Genomic DNA, 24,098 nt, shown 5'->3' with positions numbered 1-24,098 from the left:
ATTCCTGCTAAAAATGTAAATCATTATAAAAAATTACAAATGTCACCCTGAAATATCTACGTTGTTTGTTACAGCGCTGAGGAAGGCTTTTTCATAATATGTGGATCTATCTGCAGCAAATACCTCTGTAAGGCGTTCACCAATGGCCAGCCATTTATCGTAAGCAGCCTGCTGTGCTTCGCGTTGTTCCTGTGCTATCGGTGTTCCCGCTTTCTGCTCTCCTGTAGAAAAGACATAGGGCTTAGCAGGTTCTTTGCGTTCATCTACCCGGCGCAGCTTATCGATAAAGCCTGCATCCTTGCCCTCTGGCTGGCGGTGCTTCAGTATATCCCCTGCTGACTCTATTTTCTTTTCGTCATGTTCCGTTTCCTTGTCTGCTGTGCCTAAAAGTTCATCGAGCAGACGGCTCTCCTCTTTCGCTCGCTGCAGCTGCATATCAAGATAGGAACGCCCTGTAGTTTCCTGTTGTTTTGTGTTTACATTTTGGGGCTTTTCCTCTTTTTTCGCTCCGACAGCGATACCATACGTCCTAGCCACGGCATCTTCTATGTCTTTCTTAAATTCGTCGCTGTCCACATCAATCTGTTGCCCCCCCTGTACGGTTTTCACCATGCGGCGGATCTGCTTAACCAGTTCATTATCGCCCTGCGGGTCCAGATCGTTCAAGGCCGTCAATAAGGTATCATAGAAGGAATCCTCGCTGCCAAATTCTTCCTGAAAATTATTCAACACCGTGCCCAATACGGCATAAGCACCATCAACCGGCCTCAAGGTTATGGTGTAGGTCATATTTTCCCTGTCGTAGGATTGGATGGGCGCCTGCCCACCGCCCGTATAGAGTTTTTTCATCGCTTCCTCATAAGTTTCGCATGGTTCCAAAATGTCCTTTATGGCGTCGGTGGCAGCATGCTCAATCCGTTCACGCAGGTAAGCGCGGCTTTGTGCCCATTCTGCCTCTTGCGTAAGCGTTTCCTCTATGCCGTCCTCCTCGGTCCAGCGATAATGACGGCTGCGGATTTCCGTTACGGGCGTGTACTCAATTTTGGGTACAGGCTTATCCTCAAAGCCTGTAGGCGTCTTGCGAATCTGCGAAAAATCCTGCTCTATGCCAGGAAGCCCGCTATCACCACTTACAGACTGAACCTCCTGCCTGCCGCCCGTTGCCATTTTTTCCACACGATCCAACATCTCTTCCTGCAGCTTGCGATTCAGGGCTTCGCTATCAACAGGTGAACCGGTGCGCCTATAAGTCTCATTCATTTCCTGATACACAGCCACTTTATCATGCAAAACAGCCAGCTCCTCTTCCCGGCTGAGCAGCCTGCCATGACTGTCACGCTGTCCGATCTCGACCAAGGACCCGTTTTGATAGGTTGCGATATTTTTCAACCTGTCACTAAGTTCTACCCGATAAGGCGCACCAAAAGCATCATCTTTCAGCGCAGCCTGCTCTATCCTGCGTTCTGCCAGCGCTCTTCCCCGAACCGCCTGACTTATGTAGGAACTCTCCTGTCCTTCTGTCCTGCCGATCATCATTTTTTGCGTCACTCCCTTGCCCACTGCCAAAAACACATACAACTCCATATTGTATATCGATGCAGGAACGAGGGAACTTAAGGAGAAATTTAAGCTGCCTTCACCGGCTGCAATCTTGACTAAATCCCTAAAACTGCATAATAGCAAAGTCAAAAGAAATCCCCTGCCTGCAAGATTTGATATGCAGACCGGGGATTTTTGCTTGTGCTGTCATATTTTTAGCTATATTTTTTCCGAAACGTCCGCCGCGTCCAGAAGAAGGCAATGGCCAGCGGAATGCAGGAGCCGGCCCAGGCCATGGGGTTGGCTACGCAGGCGCCGAAGTAGCCCCAGATCTCGCAGAGGAAGATCGCCGCCCCGGCACGCATCAGAAGTTCCATGATGCCCGCAATGGTGGGCACGACGCTTTGGCCCAGTCCCTGCAAGGTATAGCGGAAGATGAATAGCAGCGAGAGGATCCAATAAGTCGAACCGTTGACAATCAGATACTCATGGCCCATGGACACGACTTCTTCCTGCCCCTGCCCTACGAAGAGTTCCATGATAAAGGGGCCGGAAAGAATCAGCAGGACGCCTGCCAAAATGCTGAAACCCACAGACATATAGCTGCATTTCTTCACGCCCTCAGCAATGCGCTCGTATTTCTGGGCGCCGTAGTTCTGGGCGGTATAGGCTGCCATGGCCAGACCGAAGGACATCATGGGCATCAGCGCGATGGAATCCACCTTCTGGGCTGCCGCATAGGCGGCCACAGCCGTAGGCCCAAGATTATTGAGTGCCACCTGCAGGATGACCGCGCCGATGGCGATGATCGAAGACTGGAAGCCCATGGGCAGTCCCAGCCGCAGATGGGCCTTCAGGTCCTGCCGAGTAATCTGCCAGTCGGCCCGATGCGTGCGCAATACCGGCACCTTCTTGCAGATGTAGATATAGCAGATGACGTTGCCCAGGAACTGTGCCACGATGGTAGCCAGAGCCGCACCGGGAATGCCCCAGCCCAACACAAGGATTGCCACCGGCTCCAGGATGATGTTGATGATGAGCGCCGTGGCCAGGATCACCGTAGGCATCCGGCTGTCCCCCAGCGCCCGCAGAAGATTGGTCTGGGTCTGCAGGCAGACGAACATCACGATGCCGCCAAAGACAATACTGATGAAGGCATAGGCCCCCTCAATGATTTCTGGCGGCGTCTGCATCCAGATCAGCAGGTAACGGCACATCGGCACGCCAAAGGCTGTCAGCGCTGCCGCCTCCAGCAGGGACAGCACCGCACAGGTAGCGGCACTCTTGCGCACGCCGGCAAAATCCTTGGCTCCGTAACGCTGGCCTGTATAGATGGTGATACCGGTGGAAAAGCCGATCACAAAGCCCAGCATCAGAAACATCAGGCTGCCGGTACAGCCTACTGCAGCCAGCGCCTCTACGCCCAGGAAACGCCCGACGATCAACGTGTCCACAAAGGCATACAGCTGCTGAAAGATATTCCCTGCAATCAGGGGCAAGGTAAAAAAGAGAATGAGCCGGGCCGGCTCACCCTCCGTAAGATTTTTTGTCATTCAAGATACCTCGTAACCAAAGCCCGCAGGACTTCCTGCATCACCAATACATTATCCTCCAAAGCACTGGTGCTGGGCTTTAACTTATTGTAATGGAAATCATGGCGGGTATTCACCCGGTAATCGGCAGGATAAGCCGTAACCTCTACACCGCATTTCTCGAAGTTCAGCACCGAGCGGCGCATATGGAAAGCCGAGGTCACCAGGATCGGCTTTGTGAACCCCTGCTCCTGCATGATCTCTTTTGAGAAGCGCGCATTCTGTGTGGTATTGATGCTGCGGCCCTCCACGAAAATCTTCTCCTCCGGCACGCCCAGATCCATCAGGATGCGCTTGGCAATCACCGCCTCTGGGCCGGAATCGCTGTAGACCTGTCCCCCGGAAAGGATGATGGGCAGATCCAGCTTACGCTGCAAGCGTGCCGCCGTCAGCAGGCGGTTCGCCGGGCTGGAGCACAATGTGCCCTGCCCGCTCACATCCGGCGTATCCGGGAAGGCACCGCCTCCCAGCATGATGATCACATCCCCCTGGGGATTCTCCGGCGGCGTATAGGTGGCCTCCAAAGCCCCCATGACCCGCTCGGACACCAGACTCGTACACAGCAGATAGAATACAAACACCAAAGCAGCAAGCATGCCAGCCAGCCCCTTTTCCCGTTTCTTATACAACCGCCAGGCCACATACCACAACGCCAGGAAAAAGATTCCCGGCGGCAGTATCCAGCTGGCACCGAATTTCAACAAATAAACCATAGATCACACCTATACACATGTACTCAACAGGGAATTGATATACTGCTGCGCCGTCCGTCCGGATAACCCCGAGTGGCTCATCTCCCACTTGACCGCGCCCGCCCGCAGTTCCTCTGCAGACAACGTGATCTCCGGATGACGGGCAGCCAGTTCTTCCACGATCTTGAAATATTCCTTCTGATTGGGCTTGAAGTAGCCAATGGACAGACCGAAACGGTCCGCCAGCGAAAGCTTTTCCTGCACCGTATCATTCTGATGCAGGTCCGGGTCGATAAAGTCAGGCCGGTCATCCACACGCTCCCGGATGAGGTGCCGCCGGTTGCTCGTGGCATAGATCAGGATATTGTCCGGCTTCACCTCCAGGCCGCCTTCAATGACCGCTTTGAGATACTTATACTCGATTTCGAATTCCTCAAAGGACAGATCGTCCATGTAAATGATGAATTTGTAATTGCGGTTCTTGATCTGGGCGATGATCCGCTGCAGGTACTTGAACTCATGCTTATAGACCTCGATCATGCGCAGGCCCTGGTCATAATATTCGTTGAGGATTGCCTTGATGCTGGTAGATTTTCCTGTACCGGCATCTCCATAGAGCAGCACGTTGTTCGCCTTGCGCCCCTCCACGAACGCCTGGGTATTGGCTGCCAGCCGCTGCTTCTGGCTCTCATAGCCCACGATATCCGCCAAACAGATATCACCGGTGGTGGTGATGGGCTCCAAAAGCTGGCCTGTCACCTCGATTTCCGGCGATACGCGAAAGGCTTTGTTGAGCCCCAGCACGCCTACGCCGTATTTCGCATAAAAATCGGTCACCACCTGATACATGGCCGCCGCATCAGGGGCGCCATCAATGGCCGCAGCCAGCTCCCGCACCTTATCGCTGACGCTTTTATTATAGATCTGTGCCGGCTTTGCCACCGCCTGATAATGCGTGATGACGCTAAAGCAATTCAGCCCCAGCGAGCTTTCCATCTCCGTAAAATCATAATCCCAAAGATATTTGAAGATGGCCAGATCATTTTCTGCAAAGACCTGAACACTGCCATTCACGGCGCCTCGCTTCTCACAGACCAGCGTGAACGGCGCTTCGGTATTCGCCAGCAAAAAAGCCAGATATCCATGCCACAGATTGCCGTCGAAGCCATAGCGCGTCGCCACATCCAGCAGGCGGTTCACCTCGGTGAGTATCGCGCCCCGCAATTCTGCTGTTTCATAAGCCTCTGCCTGAAAGCGCTGACAGATCTCTGCCATCCGCCACAGAATCGAGTCTTTCGGAAAATTACGATAGATAACCAATCCCGCTGTCAGATCGTACATAAAAATCCCCCGTTCTCATTGCCTATAATTCCAGCCCGGCCTCTTGCCGCGCCGCGTATTCCCTGTCCAGGATCCCCAGTATCACCAGATTCTCATAACGGCCGTTGGTGAGGATGGTCTCCCGGATAAGGCCTTCCCGCACCATGCCTTCCGCTTCATAGAGATGCAACGCCCGCTCGTTGTAATCCTTGCAATCCAGCCAGGCCCGATGGAATTTCTTCACCGCAAAGCACCACTTCTTGATGAGCTTCATGGCCTCATGTCCATATCCCTGGCCCTTCCGGCCAATGATCACATGCGTCCATTCCATCTCTTTGGCATCGGTCTTGAGCCCTGCTACCAAAAAATATCCGACCCTTTCCCCGGTGCTGATTTCCTCCACGATCACATCCAAGGAAGCTTCGCCTTCCGTTATGACCCGCTCATGGAAATCCCGGTCAAAGGGTACGATGAAGGGAAGGTTGTCCTCTGCGTATTCCAGGTCAATGATATAGTCAATATCTGCTGCCTCTGCCCGCCGCAGCCTCAACCGCGGACCGGCAATCAAAATTTCTGCCATATTGCCACCATCCTTTGAATATGAAGTAATTTTATCACTTAATCCGTCTCCATGTAAAGAAAAGCAAATTTTATTTCTTCGCCCACAAGCAGGAATATTTCTCTGCCATAGCGAATAAATGTAGCACACAGCGATTACGAGGAGGGAATTCCATGGATAAACTGATTGCCGTTTGGCTCCTGAAGCGAGGTTACGCTGACGATGTGGAACAGGGCGTGCGCTTTGCCCAGGCGCTGGCTGACAATGAATGCACCGAGGAGATGCTGGATACGCTGGGCCATAATATCGATGTATTCATGACCGTCGGCGGCCCCGTCACCGCCGAGAATCTCCTGCCCTTCATGCAGGAAAAGTACCAGATGGCTGTGAAGCTCATCAAATTCTGGTCCGAAAATCCCAAAGACACCAATGCCGTATTCTTCTTCAACGAATGCCGGAAAAATGACGTTGAGGTAAATGAATAGCCCTATAGAAAAAAGCTGAGCCATGCGCTCAGCTTTTTTCTATAGCAATCCGTTATTCTTCAACTGCCGGTAAAGCGTATAAAAGGCGGCTGGAAAACCTGCAATGATGCCAATGATCCTGCCGGCATTGCCGATCTCCAGATGATCGCCGATCCATGCGCCTAAAAAGCCGCAGATCGCGACGAATACCACCAGGTAAATGCCAACCCCGCCTAAAATGGAAAACGCCCTGAGCGCCTGTTTCAGAGCGCTTTCTTCCTGCCTGCTCATCTGCTGCCGTCAAAAACGTCCGGACGCTCCTCAGCCAGCCCGTAATGATAGAGGATCGCCTGGATGATGCGCTGCGAAGCCTTGCCATCACCATAGGGGTTGACGGATTCCGCCATGCAGCTATAAGCCTTGTCATCGGTCAGCAGTTTCTTGGCCTCGTTGTATACGACATCTCGATCCGTACCGATCAATTTCACCGTACCAGCGGCTACTGCTTCAGGACGCTCCGTGGTATCGCGCAGCACGAGTACCGGCTTGCCGAGTGCCGGTGCTTCTTCCTGCACTCCGCCGGAATCGGTGAGGATCAGATGCGCTTTGTGCATGAGGTTGGCAAACGGCTCATAATCCAGCGGATCGATCAGATGGACCTTGGAAAGGCCGCCGAGCTCCTCGCGCACGACTTCGCGGACCTTCGGGTTCTTGTGTACGGGGAATACCACTTCCACATCCTCAAATTCTTCGGTGAGCTGGCGCAGGGCCTTGTAGACATGGCGCATGGGCTCACCGAGGTTTTCCCGGCGATGCGTGGTCACGAGAATGATGCGCTTGTTTTTGAAATCGATGTTCTGCAGCAGTTCATCCTCGAACGCAAAATCATCCTTTACCGTATGATGCAGGGCGTCGATAACGGTGTTACCCGTAACAAAGATGCTTTCCGGCTTGACGTTTTCAGCCAGCAGATTGCGCTCAGAGGTCTCCGTGGGCGCAAAATTCAGGTCAGCGATGCAGCCGGTCAGCTTGCGGTTCATTTCCTCCGGGAAGGGGCTGTATTTATCATGGGTCCTGAGGCCTGCTTCCACATGGCCGACCGTGGTCTGATGGTAGTAAGCCGCCAAAGCACCGGCAAAGGTGGTCGTCGTATCGCCATGTACCAGCACGATATCAGGCTTTTCCTCAGCCAGCACTTTGTCCAGCCCCATCATGGCCTTGGATGTGATATCAAAGAGGGTCTGTCCCTGCGCCATGATGTCAAGATCATGATCCGGGGTGATCTCAAAGAGTCCCAGCACCTGATCCAGCATCTCGCGGTGCTGGGCAGTCACAGCTACCACCGGCGTGATCTTATCCGGATGCTTCTGCAGCTCCAGCACGATTGGTGCCATCTTGATGGCCTCAGGACGAGTACCAAACACCGTCATAACCTTGATTTTCTTTTGTTCCATTAATAGTCCCCTCTCTATATAAACCTTCCCCTCCGGGGAAGGCGGCAGCCGCAGGCTGATGAAGGAATCCTGTTTGCAGTTTTCCCTTCCACCGCCTTGCGGTCCCCCTTCCCCCAAGGGGAAGGCAACTCATTGCTGATTTATTTAATGTTGCTGTGCCGAATCATTCATGCGGAAGATGCCAATCTTCTTGGCTCCGAAGAGCACCAGCGCCACGACCATGCACACGATGACAATGGCAAACTGATAGCTGACTTCCGTCAGAGCCACGGCACTGAGTCCGAGCAGTGCACTGATCACATACATCAACAGGACAGCCTGCCGCTGGCTGAATCCCAAATCCATCAGCCGATGATGCAGATGACCTTTATCCGGCTTGAAGATGGGCACGCCACCGCGATAACGGCGTACGATGGCAAATGTCGTGTCGAGGATCGGCAGGCCCAAAGCCAGGATCGGCACGATCAGGGCGATGGTAGCGGCACATTTCACGGCACCGATCACCGAGATACCGGCCAGCATATACCCCAGGAAGAGACTTCCGGAGTCACCCATGAAGATACGGGCCGGATTGAAATTGTAATACAGGAAGCCAAAGGCGGCACCGGCCAGCGCAGCGGTGAGCACAGCTACCAGCAGGATGTTCTGCTGCAGGGCCACCAGGAAGATGGTCGTAGCTGCAATCGTAGAAACACCTGCGGCCAGGCCATCCAGGCCGTCGATAAGGTTCACCGTATTGGTGATCCCCACAATCCAGAAGATCGTCACGGGAATGGCCAGCCATTCCGTATAGATGAAGTCACCAAACGGATCGGTGATGAAGTCGATCCGCACATCAAAGGCAATGACCAGCACGGCAGCCGCTATGATCTGCCCCACCAGTTTCACCTTGGCCGGCAGGTTCTTGTAATCGTCAATGATGCCCACCAGCACGATAAGCGAACCGCCCAACAGCAGGCCCGTCACTTCAAAAAGGACCTCCGGTTCCACTTCGACGAACTGCATGATCCCTAAGATTGCCACCATAAAGGCCGCATAAATTCCGAGACCGCCAATACGGGGAATCGGTCTTTTATGTACTTTTCTCGCATCAGGAGCATCCATGGCTCCCGTCTTGGCCGCCAGGAAAATCACACCAGGCGTGATAGCCAAGGCCACACCAGCGGCAATGACGAACGCCAACATATACTCCGGCATACAAGTCGCACCTCTTTTTCTCAAAATCGTAATTTCATAACAAGCCTATTTTAGCGCAGTGAACCTTTAGTGTCAATGAAAATAAGCTGAAAGCCCGCGTTTATTTGCCTGAAACGGCCCCTGAAAAGTGAATGTCGGGCGCTCAATCGCGGATTTCATCCGGGCGGCAGGTCACGATGCTGCCATCGGTTTCGTAGTAGACCACCTGCGCCAGTTTCGCATTGCGCAGCATGCGGCGGCACAGCAGGCAGGGCTTGCCGGAAGCCAGCGTGCCGTCAGCATTGATGCCCACGATATAGATGGTCGCGCCCTCCATGACCGCGGGGTCAGCGTTGATGATGGCGTTCTGCTCGGCATGGACAGCCACGCAAAGCTCGTAATTCTGTCCCTTGGGCACATGGAGCCGCTCACGCTCGCAGATGCCCGTGTCGATGCAGTTGGCCTCGCCTCTGGGGGCACCGTTGTAGCCCGTACTGATGATGATATGGTCCTTGACGATGATTGCTCCGTAGCGGCGGCGCAGACAGGTTGCCCGGCGGCCTACGGCTCTGGCAATATCCAGGAAATACTCCGTCCATTCGGGACGCTGCTGCGTTTTCTTGTTCTGCTCCATAAATTACTCTCCTTTGCGCTCCTGTTGTTCCTCTAAAAATCGCCGGGCGAGAATCACCGCTACGAAATCGTCGACGGGCACGGGCGGCACCTGCATCGTCACAGGCAGGAGCCTTCTCCAGCCCGTCGGCGGATGGGCTTTCCAATACTCGCCCCGGGCCATTTCCGTCGTGCGGTATTCATCCCGGACCAGGATTTCCAGACCGGCTACGGAGGCCAGTCTTTGCTGGGCAATCTTGCTGGTCGTGCCATTGCCCATAATGAGACGGCTAAAGCCGTAATCAGCTTTAGCCGCATCGATTTCGTGAATCAAGTTATTGGTTTCAATGACCCGCTGGCAGAGAATCGTGCCGGCTTCACTGAGCACAGCGAAGCCGCATTTATCCCTGCCCGGATCCAAGGCTGCAATGTTCATCTTCACTCCCTGGCCTTCCCGGGAAGGGATGGCCTTATTGCACATTGGTACTTCGTTCTACTTTTATCTTCAGGCGCAGGGGGCCGGAAGCATCGGTATTGCCATTGGCATAGGCCGAGAGGATGACCGGGCCACGCTGCCCCTTCAATCTGGCTACGACATCATAGAACTGGGAACCATCCATCACGCCCACCGTGCCGCGGAGCGGGTCAGGCAGGATTCCCTTGGCCGTAGCGGCGAAGTTGACGTCCTTCAGGAAGTTCATCACGGTCTGCTCAGCCTCACTGCCGTCACCGGTCAGGATGTCATAAGGACGGGCGATGATGAACTCCTGATCCTCAAAGATCACGCTGTTGGGATACAGTTCCAGATTGGTGCGTACGTCCTCGCCCCGCACCAGGTTGCCAGCAGCCACGATCCGTACCACCATGTCCTGCGGACTTTTGGCGATGCTCTCCACAGCAGCATCATGCTCCGGCCGGTAGATCCAGATTTCCTGATCCGAACGGTCACTGCCGAAACGGGCCGATACATTGCGGTTGGCCAAAGCCGCCAGGGACTCAATATCGGCCTCCACTTCCGCTGCCGGACGATTGCCGCGGATCACGCCGCTGGCAATGATTTCTCCGGCCCGGAAGGCAATGTCGCCTTCCCGCATGGTGATGAGACCATCACGCAACATATTGGTGCGCTCCTCGAGAACCTTATTATCGGCCGCCAGGCCTTCATTTTTCGCCGTGAGTTCCGTATTGCGGCTGCCCAATTCGGTATTGCGGTCATTCAGCTCCGCATTCTGGGCGGCCAGCTGGTTGTTATCCGCCATCAGGGCTGCGTTGCCAGCCTGCAGTGCTTCATTGCCGGCCTGCAAGCGGGCTGACTCCTCCAGCAGTTCCTGTTGCTGCTGATTGAGCTTCTTGATGTCTTCTTGGGACTGCTGCAGATCGGCATCCGTTTTCGCCTGCTCATTCTTGGCCATCAGCAGTGCCTCTTCTGTACTCTGCAGGCTTTCCTTGGTCTCCCGCATGGCTCTGTTGAGCTGCTCCATGCCAAACAACGCCGTGCGCACGTTTTGGGATGCCGCCGCCATGACCCCGAAGGTCAGGGCGGTGATCACCACACCAGTAAAAATCGTAATCACAATGGAAGTATGCCGGGGCCGCAAACCAAAAATCGACAAGCGTTTCTTGCCGATTTTCGTACCCAGGCGGTCACCGATAAAAGCAATTGCCCCACCGGCAATCACCAGCACGACGATCAAGAGGATTCCATCCATCCTGCATCCGCCTTTCTTTCAAAAACTAGAAAACATTACCGGGAAGCACGCCTTACGAAATAAGCCCCGGCGATAAGACCAACGATATTGGGGATCCAGACAGCCAGCAGCGGAGCCAGTGCACCGCTGCGAGCCAGGGCATTCCCCATAGTCATCAGCGCATAGTAAATGAAGATGATGATCACACTGATGGCAAAACCTGCCGACGAGGAATTACGCGTAGGCTGCAGGCCCAGCGGCACGCCGATCAAGGCAAAGATGAGGCTGGCCATAGGAACCGATACGCGCTGGTAAAGCTCGGCTTCCAGCTTGTTCGTATTGACGTACTGGGTCTTCATGATGTCGATCTGGGCACGCAGTTCCTTCATGGTCAGCTCCGAGGCGTCCTTCTGCTCCCGCACGATCTGCTTGGGATTGGCATTGAGCGGCATCACCTGGGTCTTGAAGCGCACGGTATGCTCACTCTTGCCCTCCTCATCACTGATGTCATAGATCATGCCATTATGCATGGTCCAGACGTTGCCGTTCCATTCGGCGTAATCGGCGTTTTCCACATGGCTGATCTTGCCATTCTCACCGAACTCCTGCAGGGTGATGCCCTGCAGCTGCTGGGTCTCCGCATCATAGAGGCGGGCATAGGCCAGACGCTGGATCTTATCGCCCTTGATTTCCTTCAGGATGATATGTTCCTGGGATTTCATGCCGCTGTTGCCTTCGATTTCATAATAGACCACGTTCTTGTAGGCGCTGTTCGCCCAGGGCACCACATACTCATTGAAGGCAATGGCCGCGATGCTCACCACGAAGCCCATGATGATGGCCGGCATGGCGATGCGGCTGAAACTGATGCCGCAGGACTTCATAGCCGTGATCTCACTGTTGCTGGAGAGACGCCCAAAGGTCAGCAGCGTGGCCAGCAGCATCGACATGGGAAAGGTCCAGATGATGACGCTGGGCAGGCCAAAGATGAAGATCTTCACCACCGCCTGCAGGGAGGCACCATAATCGGTGATGTATTTCGCAATCTTGAACAGCGTGCCTGAGCCGATGAAGACAGCCGAAAAGGCACAGATACCAAAGACAAACGCCAGGGTAACTTCACGGAATATATACTTGTCTAAAATTCGCAAACGCATAGTCAATCTCCTTATAACGTGAAGTTTTCGCCTAAGTAGAACTTCCTGGCTATGGGACTTTCAGCGATGGTCTGGCTGCTGCCTTCGAGCAGGATCTTGCCCTCGCTCAGGATATAGGCCCGGTCCACGATCTGCAGGGTTTCCCGCACATTATGGTCCGTGATCAGGATGCCCATCCCCCGCTGCCGCAGATACTGGATGATCTCCTGGATATCCGCCACGGCCAGAGGGTCGACGCCGGCAAAAGGCTCATCCAGCAGGATGAACTGGGGTTCCAAAGCCAGACAGCGGGCGATCTCCACCCGGCGGCGCTCACCACCGGAAAGCTCCGTGCCCTTGCGGTTCCGCACATGGGTGATATGGAATTCTTCCAGCAATTCCTCAAACTTCACGCGCTGTTCCGCCCGGGAAAGCTCCGTGGTCTCCAGGATGGCCATGATGTTCTCTTCCACCGTGAGTTTCCGGAAAATGGAGGACTCCTGGGTGAGATAGCTGATCCCCAGTGCCGCTCGGCGGTACATGGGCATTTTGGTGATGTTCACATCCGAGAGAAAGACATCTCCGGACGTCGGTTTTTCCAGACCGACAATCATGTAGAAGGACGTTGTCTTTCCTGCACCATTAGGGCCCAAAAGACCTACTATCTCCCCCTTTTCCACACGCAGGGAAACCCGGTCCACCGCCGTATGTTCTTTGAATCTCTTTACCAGATTTTTTGCCTCGATATGCAAGGTCTTGCCCTCCAATATTTTTCCTTACTTCTGCTTCACTTTGGCTTTGCCATTTTGGTCCAGATAAAGAGTCATCTTGTTGCTCTTCATGGTGTTGTTGTCCTGAATAGCCCAGGCATTGCCCGTAAGCACCACGCGGCCTTCCTTCTTGCCGACAAAATCAGCATGGTCGCCGCCGGCTTCCAGGTTGCGGCTGCCGCTCAGCACATGGACATTGCCTTCACCGATGTAATGCTCATCATCGAGCCAGCCTTCCATGTAGCTGGCGGTGAGGGTTCCATCCTGATCCACCACCGTGCCGCCGCCGGGAATCTTTATATATTTATTCTTCGTCGGGTAGTATTCCACCTGCGAGGCCGTGAAGGATTTCACGCCATCAACGCCCTGCACGCCACCGGAGGCAACCAGTTTTTCCTGACCATTGGTCACGAGGCGTTCACAGGTCATCCGCAGGGTATCCCGCACGACAATGACATTGCCTTCGATCGTGCCCTCCTGGGTCTTGGTATTATAAGTGGCCTTGGCACCAGTCATCTTGCTCGTGCCCTGCTTCAGCAGGACATCCCCTGTAGCCACAGCCAGTCCTGTGCTCATATCGTATTCGAGATTGTCGGCATTGACTTCGGATGGCTCACCAGCTGCCGAAAGCTGCCCCCAGGGCAGAACGGCTGTCAGGGCCATAGTCAGGGCTATTCTTTTCATACGGCTTGTCATTTCGTTTCTCCTCCCTTAGCACCTTTGCTCAAATGGGCATGGCCTAAAATCCTGATCTTGTTGAACCCATCACTGCTCTCGATGCGGTCACCAGTAGCCAGCATGTCCTCTTTCGTGACCTTGGCACTGCCGATAGCCGCCAGGATCTCCTTGACCGCATCCCAACGCAGTTCCTCACTGGTCAGTACGGCACCATCACTGTTTTTCACGCTCACATTGCCGCTGACGACGACGTTTTTCGACGCGGCTTCATAGCTGCCCTTGTCGGCTTTCAGTTCCACCACGCGTCCGTCCTCGGCATAGAAATGCCCGGACAGATTCACCAGCTGCGCATCCTTGGTATCGATATTGACTTCGATATGCTCAGCCGTCAGATCCCAGATCTTCCGGCCATTCTTCTCCTCGCTGATCTCATTGCCGTCATAGCTCATGACCTTCGCATTCTCCTGCGGATCCTCGGTCTTCTGAGGGGCTTCCGGAACAGTGGTTACCGCCCAGACCACCAGCGCGATAAACACGATCAGCCCTGCGCCAAGCAAGAACTTGCGCTTTGTATCCATCAACCTTCCTCCTGTGCTTTTACAATGTGATGCTTGCCTACATTCTGCTGCTCCACCGGGGTATTCCAGCGCTTCTGGAACCAGATCCACTGCGTGGGATTTTCCCGGATGATGTTTTCAATGATGCGGGTCATCCTGACGGTGAAGTCAAAGAGGTCCTTATCCGTGTCGCCAGTGTCTTCATAACGCATGACCTCACCGATCACCACCTTATGCCTGCCATCCGGCTGGCGCAGGATAAAGGCGGGTACGACCGGCGCATTGAACTTGCAGGAAAAGACAGCGGGGCCCATAGGGGTCGCCGCCAATTTCCCGAGGAACGGCAGGAAGGCTCCATTCGGGCCGCCATCCTGATCGGCCAGGAAGCCCAGGATCTTGCCCTTCTTCAAGGCCTTGGCCGCCGCCAGCAGCTCGCTGGTCCCCCGGGAGAAGATCTCCACATTGATGGTTTTCCTGAGATCATTGAGCGCATTGGTATACTGCATATTGGGCTGCGGTTTGGCAATGGCGGTAACGGGCAGGCCGTTCATGGTGAAAGCTGCAGACAGCCATTCCCAGGTGCCGATATGCCCCGTGAGGACGACGACACCGTGACCTTCGGCCAGCGCTTCGGTCAGACGTTCCAGATGGTCGATTTCGATGTATTTCTGGAAGGTCTGGGGTGTGAGATTGGGCATATAGAGGATTTCCAGCACATTGCGGGCCAGATTCACGAAGGAAGCGCGCACGGTCTTCCGGGCCTCCGCTTCGCTAAGTCCCAAAGCCGGCATCATCTGTGCCACTGCCAGTTCCCGCTGTTTCCTGATGAGCAGGTAATAGAGCTGGCCCAAAAGCCAGCCAGCAGCCATGACGATTTTATAGGGCGTATGACACACCACCCAGCTCATGAACATCACGAATTTATACTGCATGAATCTTTTTCCCCCAACATAATTTTATCCGTGCAGGCCTTACTGCATCAGGCCTGCATTTTCTTCCAGTTTTACCGGCACCAGGAAGCTGGCAACCATATCTTCCCATCTTCCCTGTGCCTTGAAGATGAATTCCAGGAGATCGCGGACGGCACCATGACCGCCCTTGCAATCCGAAATCACCAGCGAATGCATCCGTACATCCGGCACGGCATCGGCTACCGCCATGGGCAGGCCCACCTGCAGCATGACAGGCAGGTCGATCAGGTCATCGCCGATATAGGCAATTTCCTCGTCCCGGAGACCGGTACGCCGTTTCAGTTCGTTATAGGCTGCACGCTTATCGCTATTGCCCTGAAACACTTCACTGATATGCAGCTCCTTGGCCCGGAAAGCCACCTGCTTGGAGGTGCGGCCCGTGATGATCGCGGTCTTGAGTCCCAGCTTATGCGCCAGAGTGATGCCTAAGCCATCCCGGCAATTGAAAGGCTTGTAGAGTTCGCCGTTCTCACCGATATAGATGCCGCCATCAGTCAGCACGCCATCCACATCCAGGATGACCAGCTTGATCTTCTTCGCGGCACTTAATGCACAGCTGTGAATCTCCATTATACCACTCCTTGCCGTAAAAGGTCAGTCAAATGAATAATTCCCACCGGAACATTGTTTCCATCAATGACCGGCAATACCGTAACCGGACGCGGTTTGTGCTTCTCCATGACGGAAAGCGCCGAAGAAGCCATGGCCTCCTGCTTGATGGTCAGCGGCGTGCCGAACATGATATTCCCCACTGCTTCATCGAGGAATTTGTAATCCTTGGCCAGCGCCCGGCGGATGATACCATCGGTGATGATACCCACGAGCTTGCCGCTGTCGTCGATGACCGAGGCTGCACCCAGCCCCTTGTCCGTCATGATGAACAGCGCATCTTTGGCCGTCTTGTCCTTATGCACAATGGGGTTCTCGTCCCCGGTATGCATGACATTCTTGACGGTAAGCAGGAGCTTCCGTCCCAAAGCCCCGCCCGGATGGAACAGCGCAAAATCCTGGCTCGTGAAATCCCTTACACTCATGAGGGCAATGGCCATGGCATCCCCCATCGCCAGCGTTGCCGTCGTGCTGGCCGTGGGAGCCAGCCCCAGCGGGCAGGCTTCCTTTTCCACGCCGATATTGACGAAGTAATCGCTGTTCTGCCCCAGCTGGGAATCCCGGCGGCCGCACATGGCAATGATCTTGGCGCCGATGCGGTGGATGACGGGCAGGATGTTCACCACTTCCGTAGACTCACCGCTGTTGGAGATGGCAATGACCACATCATTTTCCGTGACCATGCCCAAATCACCATGAAACGCTTCCGCAGGGTGCATAAAGAACGCAGGCGTGCCCGTGCTGGCAAAAGTTGCCGCCATCTTGCGGCCGATATGCCCGGACTTGCCCATGCCTGTCACCACGACGCGGGCCTTGCAGTCCAAGATGCACTGCACGGCCGCTACAAACTCCCCGTCGATACGGGCTTTTAATTTTTCTACAGCCGCCGCCTCTATCGAGAGCGTTTCCAGCGCGGCCTGTTTAATCTGTTCTACCAATCTTATCCCCTCATTACAAAAAGCCTGCCCTATTATTTCTGCTTGTGGCGCACGATCTCATGAATGGCCACAGCATCTCGCAGGAGATCTTCCAGCTTGTCGAGATAGACCATATTCGCACCATCCGACAGTGCTTCTTCCGGATTGTCATGGACTTCCAGGAACAGGGCATCAATACCTGCGCCTACAGCCGCCCGCACGAGGTATTCCACGTACTCGCGGTTGCCGGCAGAGGTCGTGCCATTGCCGCCGGGAAGCTGCACGCTATGCGTGCCATCCATGACCACCGGATAACCAAAGGAACGCATGATCGGCAGGGAACGCATGTCCACCACGAGGTTGTGATAGCCAAAAGACGCACCGCGCTCAGTCAGCATGATCTGGTCACAGCCGCTTTCATGGAGCTTGTCCACCACATTGCGCATATCCTCCGGTGCCAGGAACTGTCCCTTCTTGACATTGATCACCCGGCCCGTCTGGGCTGCGGCATGGAGCAGGTCCGTCTGCCGGCAGAGGAAAGCCGGGATCTGCAGGATATCCGCCACTTCAGATGCCGGCTTTGCCTGGGAAGTCTCATGGATATCCGTCACGACGGGCACGCCCAATTCCTCTTTGATGGTCTTGAGCATCTCCAGACCCTTTTTGAGGCCCGGGCCGCGGAAGCTATGATAAGAAGAACGGTTGGCCTTGTCAAAAGAAGCCTTGAATACATAGTTGATATCCAGCCGCTCACAGATTTCCTTGATGGTGCGGCCAATCAGCAGACAACGATCCAGCCCCTCAAGCACACAAGGACCGGCCAAAAGCGTCAGCTTTTCCCCGCCACCAATCACATAATTACCAACCTTAACCTGATTCATATTCAAGTCTCCTTTCATACCCATCTAATATCACAAATCCATAAATGCGGGCCAGAGGACAAAGCCTCTCCTCTAAGAGGCGGGCATAGGAACCGCTATATCGTTGCCCGGCGCCCAAGGAGGGACGCAGGTGGCTTTAAATCCCATGATGGGATCTTGAGCCACGTTTTCTTTTGGTTCCTTTTCTTTGCGCCAAAGAAAAGGACAGAAAGACGTTACTTCATACTTCTATATATCTCGTTGACCTTCGCAAGGTCTTCAGCCGTATCAACGCCCACGAACTTAGCAGCAGTCTCTACCACCTTGATGCGATACCCGTTTTCCAGCGCCCTAAGCTGCTCCAGCGACTCGGACTGCTCCAGCGGCGTGGACTCCATCTTGGCATAACTCAGCAGGAAATCCCGCTTATAGGCGTAGATCCCGATATGCTTATACACCGGGCACCCTTCATTGCGCGGATAGGGCAGTACCGAACGGGAAAAATACAAAGCATACCCGTTCTTATCGGTTACCACCTTCACATTGTTGGGATTTTCGATTTCTGCGCGGTCCGTCATCTGTGTCTTGACCGTAGCCATCATGAGCTCACAGTCCGTCTCAAAGACAGCCGCCAGTTCGTCAATCAGCGCCGGCTCGATCAGGGGTTCATCCCCCTGCACATTGACAATCAGATCCACATCCGGGAAAGCCGCGGCCACTTCGGCCAGCCGGTCCGTTCCCGTGGGATGGTCGGCTCGCGTCATCATGGCCTTGCCGCCATTTGCTTCCACGGCCTCCAGGATGCGCGAATCATCCGTAGCCACAATGGTATCGGACACCAGCTTTGCCTGGCTGGCCCGGTCATAGACCCGGCACACCATCGGTTTGCCGGCGATGTCTTTAAGCGGTTTGCCCGGCAGACGGGTCGATGCGTAGCGGGCGGGTATCACACATAGTACCTTCATTGTTATTCCTTCCTATCCAAGCCTTCGTGCAAGGGCATAATGCCAAACACGGTTTCACACGAAGTTTATTTTGCAGGACGCGAGCCCAGCTTCTTTTCCAGGCGCTGCGCCAACAGTTCACTGAATTCCTCTTTGCCCTGCTGGAAGCTGACTTCCACACAGATGACATAGACCGGGATATTGATACCGGAATGGATGACTTCCATGGGTATCTTCACGGCATCCTTTTCTGTAATGACGATGGCCTCTGCGCCCATGCGCTCAGCCTGATGGAGGATGTCTGCCATCTCCTGCATGCTGTAGTCGTGATGGTCCGGATAGCGCAGGCTTTCCAGGATGACGACGCCCAGATCCGACAAGGTCTGCTCGAAGGAAGCGGGATTACCGATAGCGGAGACCGCCATGATCTTCCGGCCCCGCATCTGGTTCACGTCGATGCCATCACCAGCAATATCCACATACCAGTCAGCCAGGGGGATAAACCGCCGCGGCTTATGGATGCTTTCCACGATCTGCACGGATTCATTGAAGCGGTGCACAGTCTCGCGGATGTATTCCCGGGAGCCTTCCGCCGCCTGATCCACCTTGGTCATCAGGCACACGCTCGCGCGGCTGATATGGGAAATCGGTTCGCGCAGGGTTCCGCGGGGCAGCATATAACCATTGCCAAAGACATTGACCGCGTCCACCAGCAGGATGTCCATATCACGTTCCAGCTGCCAATGCTGGAACCCATCATCCAGGATTGCGACCTCAGCCCCGAAGTTCTCGATGGCATATTGGCCGGTCACGGAACGATCCGCACCAATCAGCACCGGTACCTCGGGCAGATGCTTGGCCAGCATGAAAGCTTCGTCCCCCGCATCAGCTGCAGTCATATGGAGACGCTCACCATCGGAGACAATGCCGATCTTGCCATGCCATTTGGCACGATAGCCGCGATTGAGGATGACGACCTTATAGCCCATGTCCCGGATATCGCTGGCCAGCCGCTGTGCTGTCGGGGTCTTGCCCGTGCCGCCTACGGTCACGTTGCCCAGGCTGATGACGAAACAGTCCAGCTGCCTGCGGCTGAAGATACCATGACGGTAGCCCCAGAGCTTGATATCCACCAACAGGGCGTAGATCCTGGAGAACACATAGAGAATGGCCGTCAGGATATGCATCAGCGGGCCATCCACTTCTTTCTGATGCACCAGATCGATGAAATAGGTCTGGAAGTTGTCGATTTTCTGAGTGGAACGGGCACGCTGCCGGTTCTCCGGATTGCTCTCATACTCTTCGAGCAGATTCCGCAGGATGATGGCCGATTTGCGGGATGCCCCTTTGTTCTCCCCGACAATGGCCAGCGTCTCAGACTCCAGACGATGGCGGTGTTCCGCATCATCAAAGAGCTTCACGGCTTCCTGGCAGAGTTCCTGTTCATTGTTGACCGTGATGCAGGCGTCCCGCTTCTTGAAGAGGGCGTGGGTGTCCTTGAAGTTGAACATGTAATGGCCCACGATGATGGCCTTGCCATGAGCGGCAGGCTCCAGGATGTTATGCCCGCCATGCGGGATCAGGCTTCCCCCTACATAGACCACATCACCGACGCTGTATACCTTGCCCAGTTCACCGATCGTATCGAGAATCACGATATCGGCATCCTGAGGACCTTCTTCCTGCTGTTTCGTGCGCGTGGTCACGGTGAAGCCAGCCCGTTTGCAGAGATGGATGACTTCCTGCGTGCGCAGAAGCTCCCGGGGAGCAATGACCAGCTTGGCCTTGGCATGCTTCTCACGGATGGCCTTGAAAGCCTTCAGCACGAAGTCCTCTTCTCCCCGATGGGTGGAGCCGGCCAACAAGATGCCCTCAGCGCCGGAAAGTCCCATCTGATGGATGATCTCTGCCTTTTCAGCAGGGCTGACATCCGTATAGGTCTGGTCGAATTTCGTATTGCCAGTCACGGTAACCAGTTCTGGCGGTGCGCCCAGACGCATGATGTAATCCGCATCGATGTCCGACTGCATGGCGAACTTGGTCACCGTGCCGATCATATCCGTCAACAGGCTGTTGAGGTATTTGTACTGCTTCACGCTGCGGTCGCTGATACGGCCATTGACCATCATGACCGGGATGTGCAGCTTGCGAGCCGTCTTCAGGAAGTTCGGCCACAGTTCCGTCTCCACGGGCAGGAAAACCCGGGGATGGATGCGGCGGAGTACCCGCCCTGCCAATACAGGCAGATCCAGCGGGAAGTAGATGATGGCATCCGCATCCTTGATGATGCGGTTGGCCATCTCATAGCCGCTGGTCGTGACCACCGAGACGAGAATGGGCGTCTGGGGGAATTCCTTATGGAATTCCTTTATCAGCGGGCTCGTAGCGACGATCTCTCCTACCGATGCCGCATGCACCCAGATACAGTGTTTCTTCGCCACCTTGTCGAGCGTATGTTCCGGAAAGAAGCCCAGACTCTGCCGGATGCGCTCCACAAAGCCTTTTTCCCGAACGGAGCGGATCATAAACACCGGTATGATCAGGATGACGGCCAGTATCGCCGCTAAATTGTACAGGATTTGCATGATCTTATGCCCCTTCTAAAGCACTCTTGTTGAACTGAATGTTGTAGAGATGGCTGTAGAGGCCATTCTTCGCCAACAGTTCCTCATGAGTACCATGTTCTTTTATCTTGCCACCATCGATGACATAGATCTGGTCGGCGTTGAAAATCGTCGACAGGCGATGCGCGATGACAAAGGAGGTGCGGCCCACCATCAGGTCATCCAGAGCAGCCTGCACGATCTTCTCGCTTTCCGTATCCAAAGCAGACGTAGCTTCGTCCAGAATCAGGATGCGTGGATTCTTGAGGATGGCCCGGGCAATGGCCATGCGCTGGCGCTGTCCGCCGGACAGGTTCATGCCGCGTTCCCCGATGGGTGTATCGTAACCCTGCGGCAGTTCCCGGATAAAGATGTCCGCATTGGCGGCCTTTGCCGCTTCGATGACCTCTTCGTCCGTAGCATCCAGCCGGCCGTAACGGATGTTTTCCATCACAGTGGTGGAGAACAGCATCGTCTCCTGCGGCACGATACCGATCTGTTCACGCAGGGATGCCACGGTCACATCACGGATGTCCTGACCGTCAATGGAAATGGAACCGCTGCCGATCTCATAAAAACGGGGAATCAGGTTGGCCATCGTGGATTTGCCCGCCCCGCTGGGGCCAACGAAGGCAATCATCTGGCCGGGTTTTACCTCCAGCGAGACATGCTCCAGGGCATTGATGCCTTCCTTATAGCCGAAGGTAACATCCTTGACCACCACATGACCGGTGATTTCCGGCAGCGGCTTGGCACCTGCCTTGTCGCGGATGGTTTCCGGCAGATCAATGACCTCAAAGACACGGTCTACCGCAGCCATAGCCCGCTGCAGGTTGCCATAGACACGGGCCAGACGCTTGACCGGATTGGCCAGGTTCACCGCATAAGTCAGGAAGGCCACCAATGCACCGGCAGTCATCTCACCATTGACGACCTCATAGCCGCCGAAGCCCACGATGAACGTAACCGACACAGCCGCCAGGAATTCCACCGTCGGGGTCAGCAGGCTGGTGAGCTGCACGTTCTTCATAGCCGCCTGGAAGTTCAGGATGTTCTGGTCGATGAACCGCTTGATCTCATATTCTTCCCGCACAAAGGACTTCACCACGCGAATGGAGGAAATGCTTTCCTGCAGCAGGGAAGTGATATCCGCCATGCGTTCCTGAATGACCGTACCATTGCGCTTGAGCTTCCGCCCGAAGATCTTCATGGCCTGCCCCACCAGCGGGATAACGACCAGCGTCAGCAGGGAAAGCTTCCAGTCCAGATAAAGCATCATGACAATGGAACCGATGAGGATGGAACCTTCGGTCACCATCTCGATGAGCTGATCGACCAGCGCCGACTGGATGGCCGCCACATCATTGGTGATGTAGCTCATGGTCTCACCCGTCTGATGCTTGTCGAAATACGACATGGGCATGCGCTGGAACTTGCGGAACATCACTTCCCGCACGTCAATGACGACCTTCTGGCCGATATACGAAACCAGATAGGACTGCCCATAATAGAAGATCCCGCGGATCAGGAATACCACCACGATGCTGACACAGATGATGTAGAGCATCACCATATCCCGGTCAGCCAGAACCTTATCCACCATGTCCTTGATGATCCAGGGCAGGTAGAGATTGCAGGCTGCTGCCACCACAATGCAGACAATGGCCAGCCCCAGGCGCTTCAGATAGGGCCTGATATATTGCAATAGCCGCTTATAATTCTTCATATATTTCCCTCTCTATATTACTTCGCCGCCGCAAATTCCCGGGCAGCATTCAAAATCCTCTGTGCCACCCGGCCGGAAGCCCCAGGGGCGCCCAGCTTCTGGCAGGCCAGTTTCAGTTTTTCTGTGACTTCCCGGCGATGCTCTTCGCCAGGATAGAGTTTCAGCATTTCGCGGACGATGTTGTCCGGCGTGACTTCCTCCTGCAGGAGTTCCGTCTGGAACCCTTCGTTCAGCAGGATATTGGGCAGGCTGAAATTCTCCACATGGACCACGAGCCGGCCGATGAACGCCGACAAGGCAGACAGGCGGTAGAGCACCACGCAGGGCAGGCCTAGAAGCGCTGCCTCCATGACCACCGTCCCCGAAGTCGCCATGGCCGCATCGGCTGCCGCCATCAGGCTGTAGCGCTTCTCATCTGTCAGCAAGACCTCCACACCGGCGGCAGCGATCAGTTCCTCGATCCGCTCCCGGCTCACCGACTCCGCCACGGGCAGATAAAAGACCGTATCCGGCCTTTCCGCCAGCAATTTCTTCGCACCTTCCAGCATCGAAGGCAGCAACAGCTCGATTTCCTGCTTGCGGCTGCCCGGCAGGAGCAGGATCACGGTCTTGTCCTCCGGCATCTGGAAGAACTTCCGGGCCCGCTGGCGGGGCAGTTCCGGTTTCACCGCATCCACCAGCGGATTGCCCACGAAGGATATCTTCGCTCCCGCTGCTTCATAGACAGGCAGTTCGTGGGGGAAAATCGCGATGAACTCATCGGCGATCTTCGCACAGTCCTTCGCCCGCCCCTTGCGCCAGGCCCAGGCCGACGGCGGGATATAAGAAAAGACGGGGATTCCCAGGGCCTTGGCCTTCCTGGCCAGCCGCCAGTTGAAATCCGGATAGTCGATAAGGACCAGCATATCCGGTCTTTCTTCCCGCATGAAGGCCGTCAGATCCTCCAGCAGCCTATACAGGCGGCGGATGTTGATCAGTACCTCCCAAACTCCCATCACGTTGTAATCGGCAAAGTTCTGCCGCAGGCGTACGCCAGCTTCTTCCATCCGGCTGCCGCCAAAACCGATGAGTTCCGTTGCCGGTGCCATGGCCAGGATTGCTTTGGCAATATTTTCCCCGTGCACATCCCCCGACACTTCGCCAGCGGAAAGCATTATCTTCATGGGTGATCCTCCCTACATTCAACACTAAGCCAATCTATATTGTAACATAAAAACACGCCGAGCACACA

At 54.9% G+C, this 24,098-nt stretch carries 24 protein-coding genes; 1 reads left to right on the top strand and 23 read right to left on the bottom strand.

Translation table 11 applies throughout. The features are described from left to right. Positions 1-42 precede the first annotated feature (42 nt). From BUB68_RS06155 to BUB68_RS06135, 5 genes are all read right to left on the bottom strand, one after another. The gene (locus BUB68_RS06155; protein WP_143188101.1) at positions 43-1,536 is read right to left on the bottom strand and encodes a hypothetical protein; all 1,494 of its coding nucleotides are present in this window, start codon (positions 1,534-1,536) and stop codon (positions 43-45) included. A 218-nt stretch (positions 1,537-1,754) separates the two neighbouring features. Further along, positions 1,755-3,092: an MATE family efflux transporter gene (locus BUB68_RS06150; RefSeq protein ID WP_073089124.1), complete on the bottom strand. Its 1,338-nt coding sequence runs from the start codon at positions 3,090-3,092 to the stop codon at positions 1,755-1,757. After that, entirely contained in the window at positions 3,089-3,844 is a 756-nt protein-coding gene (locus BUB68_RS06145; RefSeq protein WP_073089122.1) for a YdcF family protein, read from the bottom strand. The genes BUB68_RS06150 and BUB68_RS06145 overlap by 4 nt, the downstream gene beginning before the upstream one ends. 9 nt (positions 3,845-3,853) lie before the next feature. Next, on the bottom strand, positions 3,854-5,164 hold the full coding sequence (locus tag BUB68_RS06140) for an ATP-binding protein (protein WP_073089119.1): 1,311 nt from the start codon (positions 5,162-5,164) through the stop codon (positions 3,854-3,856). A gap of 22 nt (positions 5,165-5,186) precedes the next feature. Beyond that, positions 5,187-5,723 carry a GNAT family N-acetyltransferase gene (locus BUB68_RS06135; protein ID WP_073089117.1) on the bottom strand — a complete coding sequence of 179 codons (537 nt, stop codon included), beginning with the start codon at positions 5,721-5,723 and terminating at the stop codon, positions 5,187-5,189. 152 nt (positions 5,724-5,875) lie between these two features. Here BUB68_RS06135 and BUB68_RS06130 point away from each other — a divergent pair, with 152 nt between their 5' ends. Beyond that, the gene (locus BUB68_RS06130) at positions 5,876-6,187 is read left to right on the top strand and encodes a hypothetical protein (RefSeq protein WP_073089114.1); all 312 of its coding nucleotides are present in this window, start codon (positions 5,876-5,878) and stop codon (positions 6,185-6,187) included. A gap of 39 nt (positions 6,188-6,226) precedes the next feature. Here the strand turns inward: BUB68_RS06130 and BUB68_RS06125 are convergent, their stop codons facing one another. The 18 genes from BUB68_RS06125 to lpxB all read right to left on the bottom strand — a co-directional run bounded on the left by BUB68_RS06125 (position 6,227) and on the right by lpxB (position 24,030). Then, on the bottom strand, positions 6,227-6,457 hold the full coding sequence (locus BUB68_RS06125; protein ID WP_073089111.1) for an AtpZ/AtpI family protein: 231 nt from the start codon (positions 6,455-6,457) through the stop codon (positions 6,227-6,229). Further along, a complete protein-coding gene (gene wecB / locus BUB68_RS06120; protein WP_073089227.1) occupies positions 6,454-7,620 on the bottom strand; it encodes a non-hydrolyzing UDP-N-acetylglucosamine 2-epimerase in 1,167 nt (388 codons plus the stop codon). The genes BUB68_RS06125 and wecB overlap by 4 nt, the downstream gene beginning before the upstream one ends. Before the next feature lie 144 nt (positions 7,621-7,764). Continuing rightward, positions 7,765-8,817 (bottom strand): glycosyltransferase family 4 protein, encoded by a 1,053-nt coding sequence (locus BUB68_RS06115; RefSeq protein ID WP_073089109.1) that lies wholly within the window; start codon positions 8,815-8,817, stop codon positions 7,765-7,767. 142 nt (positions 8,818-8,959) lie between these two features. Next, positions 8,960-9,430 carry a deoxycytidylate deaminase gene (locus BUB68_RS06110; protein WP_073089107.1) on the bottom strand — a complete coding sequence of 157 codons (471 nt, stop codon included), beginning with the start codon at positions 9,428-9,430 and terminating at the stop codon, positions 8,960-8,962. 3 nt (positions 9,431-9,433) lie between these two features. Further along, positions 9,434-9,844: a RuvC family protein gene (locus tag BUB68_RS06105; protein WP_073089225.1), complete on the bottom strand. Its 411-nt coding sequence runs from the start codon at positions 9,842-9,844 to the stop codon at positions 9,434-9,436. Between the two features lie 34 nt (positions 9,845-9,878). Next, the gene (locus tag BUB68_RS06100) at positions 9,879-11,117 is read right to left on the bottom strand and encodes a DUF3084 domain-containing protein (RefSeq protein WP_073089104.1); all 1,239 of its coding nucleotides are present in this window, start codon (positions 11,115-11,117) and stop codon (positions 9,879-9,881) included. Positions 11,118-11,152: 35 nt separating this feature from the next. Then, positions 11,153-12,253: an LptF/LptG family permease gene (locus tag BUB68_RS06095; protein ID WP_305887657.1), complete on the bottom strand. Its 1,101-nt coding sequence runs from the start codon at positions 12,251-12,253 to the stop codon at positions 11,153-11,155. Positions 12,254-12,264: 11 nt separating this feature from the next. Next, a complete protein-coding gene (gene lptB, locus BUB68_RS06090; RefSeq protein ID WP_073089099.1) occupies positions 12,265-12,984 on the bottom strand; it encodes an LPS export ABC transporter ATP-binding protein in 720 nt (239 codons plus the stop codon). Between the two features lie 24 nt (positions 12,985-13,008). Then, complete coding sequence (locus BUB68_RS06085) at positions 13,009-13,698, bottom strand: LptA/OstA family protein (RefSeq protein WP_073089097.1); 690 nt, start codon at positions 13,696-13,698, stop codon at positions 13,009-13,011. Continuing rightward, positions 13,695-14,258, bottom strand: a complete 564-nt coding sequence (gene lptC, locus BUB68_RS06080) for an LPS export ABC transporter periplasmic protein LptC (protein ID WP_073089095.1) — start codon at positions 14,256-14,258, stop codon at positions 13,695-13,697. Before lptC ends, BUB68_RS06085 begins: the two co-directional genes overlap by 4 nt. Further along, positions 14,258-15,169: a lysophospholipid acyltransferase family protein gene (locus tag BUB68_RS06075; RefSeq protein ID WP_073089093.1), complete on the bottom strand. Its 912-nt coding sequence runs from the start codon at positions 15,167-15,169 to the stop codon at positions 14,258-14,260. The genes lptC and BUB68_RS06075 overlap by 1 nt, the downstream gene beginning before the upstream one ends. Positions 15,170-15,208: 39 nt before the next feature. Next, on the bottom strand, positions 15,209-15,778 hold the full coding sequence (locus BUB68_RS06070; protein WP_073089091.1) for a KdsC family phosphatase: 570 nt from the start codon (positions 15,776-15,778) through the stop codon (positions 15,209-15,211). Beyond that, entirely contained in the window at positions 15,778-16,755 is a 978-nt protein-coding gene (locus BUB68_RS06065) for a KpsF/GutQ family sugar-phosphate isomerase (RefSeq protein WP_073089083.1), read from the bottom strand. Before BUB68_RS06065 ends, BUB68_RS06070 begins: the two co-directional genes overlap by 1 nt. A 32-nt stretch (positions 16,756-16,787) precedes the next feature. Next, positions 16,788-17,615, bottom strand: a complete 828-nt coding sequence (gene kdsA, locus BUB68_RS06060) for a 3-deoxy-8-phosphooctulonate synthase (protein ID WP_073089081.1) — start codon at positions 17,613-17,615, stop codon at positions 16,788-16,790. A gap of 215 nt (positions 17,616-17,830) precedes the next feature. Beyond that, a complete protein-coding gene (gene kdsB / locus BUB68_RS06055; RefSeq protein WP_073089079.1) occupies positions 17,831-18,559 on the bottom strand; it encodes a 3-deoxy-manno-octulosonate cytidylyltransferase in 729 nt (242 codons plus the stop codon). A gap of 65 nt (positions 18,560-18,624) precedes the next feature. Beyond that, positions 18,625-21,123 (bottom strand): tetraacyldisaccharide 4'-kinase, encoded by a 2,499-nt coding sequence (gene lpxK / locus BUB68_RS06050; RefSeq protein ID WP_073089076.1) that lies wholly within the window; start codon positions 21,121-21,123, stop codon positions 18,625-18,627. A 4-nt stretch (positions 21,124-21,127) separates the two neighbouring features. After that, positions 21,128-22,867 (bottom strand): lipid A export permease/ATP-binding protein MsbA, encoded by a 1,740-nt coding sequence (msbA, locus tag BUB68_RS06045; protein WP_073089074.1) that lies wholly within the window; start codon positions 22,865-22,867, stop codon positions 21,128-21,130. A gap of 17 nt (positions 22,868-22,884) precedes the next feature. Beyond that, positions 22,885-24,030, bottom strand: a complete 1,146-nt coding sequence (gene lpxB / locus BUB68_RS06040) for a lipid-A-disaccharide synthase (protein ID WP_073089072.1) — start codon at positions 24,028-24,030, stop codon at positions 22,885-22,887. Between the last annotated feature and the right edge of the window lie 68 nt (positions 24,031-24,098).

It is taken from the genome of Pseudoselenomonas ruminantium, assembly GCF_900142515.1.
Lineage (GTDB): Bacteria > Bacillota > Negativicutes > Selenomonadales > Selenomonadaceae > Selenomonas_A > Selenomonas_A ruminantium_D.
The sequence above is the reverse complement of the archived record's forward strand: the minus strand, read 5'-3'. Positions and strand labels throughout refer to the sequence as shown.

Excerpts from the sequence above, each read along its gene's own strand:
- lpxK (WP_073089076.1), bottom strand. The coding sequence starts at position 21,123 with ATGCAAATCCTGTACAATTTAGCGGCGATACTGGCCGTCATCCTGATC.
- lpxB (WP_073089072.1), bottom strand. The coding sequence starts at position 24,030 with ATGAAGATAATGCTTTCCGCTGGCGAAGTGTCGGGGGATGTGCACGGG.
- BUB68_RS06145 (WP_073089122.1), bottom strand. The coding sequence starts at position 3,844 with ATGGTTTATTTGTTGAAATTCGGTGCCAGCTGGATACTGCCGCCGGGA.
- BUB68_RS06135 (WP_073089117.1), bottom strand. The coding sequence starts at position 5,723 with ATGGCAGAAATTTTGATTGCCGGTCCGCGGTTGAGGCTGCGGCGGGCA.
- BUB68_RS06150 (WP_073089124.1), bottom strand. The coding sequence starts at position 3,092 with ATGACAAAAAATCTTACGGAGGGTGAGCCGGCCCGGCTCATTCTCTTT.
- wecB (WP_073089227.1), bottom strand. The coding sequence starts at position 7,620 with ATGGAACAAAAGAAAATCAAGGTTATGACGGTGTTTGGTACTCGTCCT.
- lptC (WP_073089095.1), bottom strand. The coding sequence starts at position 14,258 with ATGGATACAAAGCGCAAGTTCTTGCTTGGCGCAGGGCTGATCGTGTTT.
- BUB68_RS06110 (WP_073089107.1), bottom strand. The coding sequence starts at position 9,430 with ATGGAGCAGAACAAGAAAACGCAGCAGCGTCCCGAATGGACGGAGTAT.
- BUB68_RS06075 (WP_073089093.1), bottom strand. The coding sequence starts at position 15,169 with ATGCAGTATAAATTCGTGATGTTCATGAGCTGGGTGGTGTGTCATACG.
- kdsA (WP_073089081.1), bottom strand. The coding sequence starts at position 17,615 with ATGAATCAGGTTAAGGTTGGTAATTATGTGATTGGTGGCGGGGAAAAG.
- BUB68_RS06125 (WP_073089111.1), bottom strand. The coding sequence starts at position 6,457 with ATGAGCAGGCAGGAAGAAAGCGCTCTGAAACAGGCGCTCAGGGCGTTT.
- kdsB (WP_073089079.1), bottom strand. The coding sequence starts at position 18,559 with ATGAAGGTACTATGTGTGATACCCGCCCGCTACGCATCGACCCGTCTG.
- BUB68_RS06140 (WP_073089119.1), bottom strand. The coding sequence starts at position 5,164 with ATGTACGATCTGACAGCGGGATTGGTTATCTATCGTAATTTTCCGAAA.
- BUB68_RS06105 (WP_073089225.1), bottom strand. The coding sequence starts at position 9,844 with ATGAACATTGCAGCCTTGGATCCGGGCAGGGATAAATGCGGCTTCGCT.
- BUB68_RS06070 (WP_073089091.1), bottom strand. The coding sequence starts at position 15,778 with ATGGAGATTCACAGCTGTGCATTAAGTGCCGCGAAGAAGATCAAGCTG.
- BUB68_RS06085 (WP_073089097.1), bottom strand. The coding sequence starts at position 13,698 with ATGACAAGCCGTATGAAAAGAATAGCCCTGACTATGGCCCTGACAGCC.
- msbA (WP_073089074.1), bottom strand. The coding sequence starts at position 22,867 with ATGAAGAATTATAAGCGGCTATTGCAATATATCAGGCCCTATCTGAAG.
- BUB68_RS06100 (WP_073089104.1), bottom strand. The coding sequence starts at position 11,117 with ATGGATGGAATCCTCTTGATCGTCGTGCTGGTGATTGCCGGTGGGGCA.
- BUB68_RS06115 (WP_073089109.1), bottom strand. The coding sequence starts at position 8,817 with ATGCCGGAGTATATGTTGGCGTTCGTCATTGCCGCTGGTGTGGCCTTG.
- BUB68_RS06095 (WP_305887657.1), bottom strand. The coding sequence starts at position 12,253 with ATGCGTTTGCGAATTTTAGACAAGTATATATTCCGTGAAGTTACCCTG.
- BUB68_RS06130 (WP_073089114.1), top strand. The coding sequence starts at position 5,876 with ATGGATAAACTGATTGCCGTTTGGCTCCTGAAGCGAGGTTACGCTGAC.
- BUB68_RS06155 (WP_143188101.1), bottom strand. The coding sequence starts at position 1,536 with ATGATGATCGGCAGGACAGAAGGACAGGAGAGTTCCTACATAAGTCAG.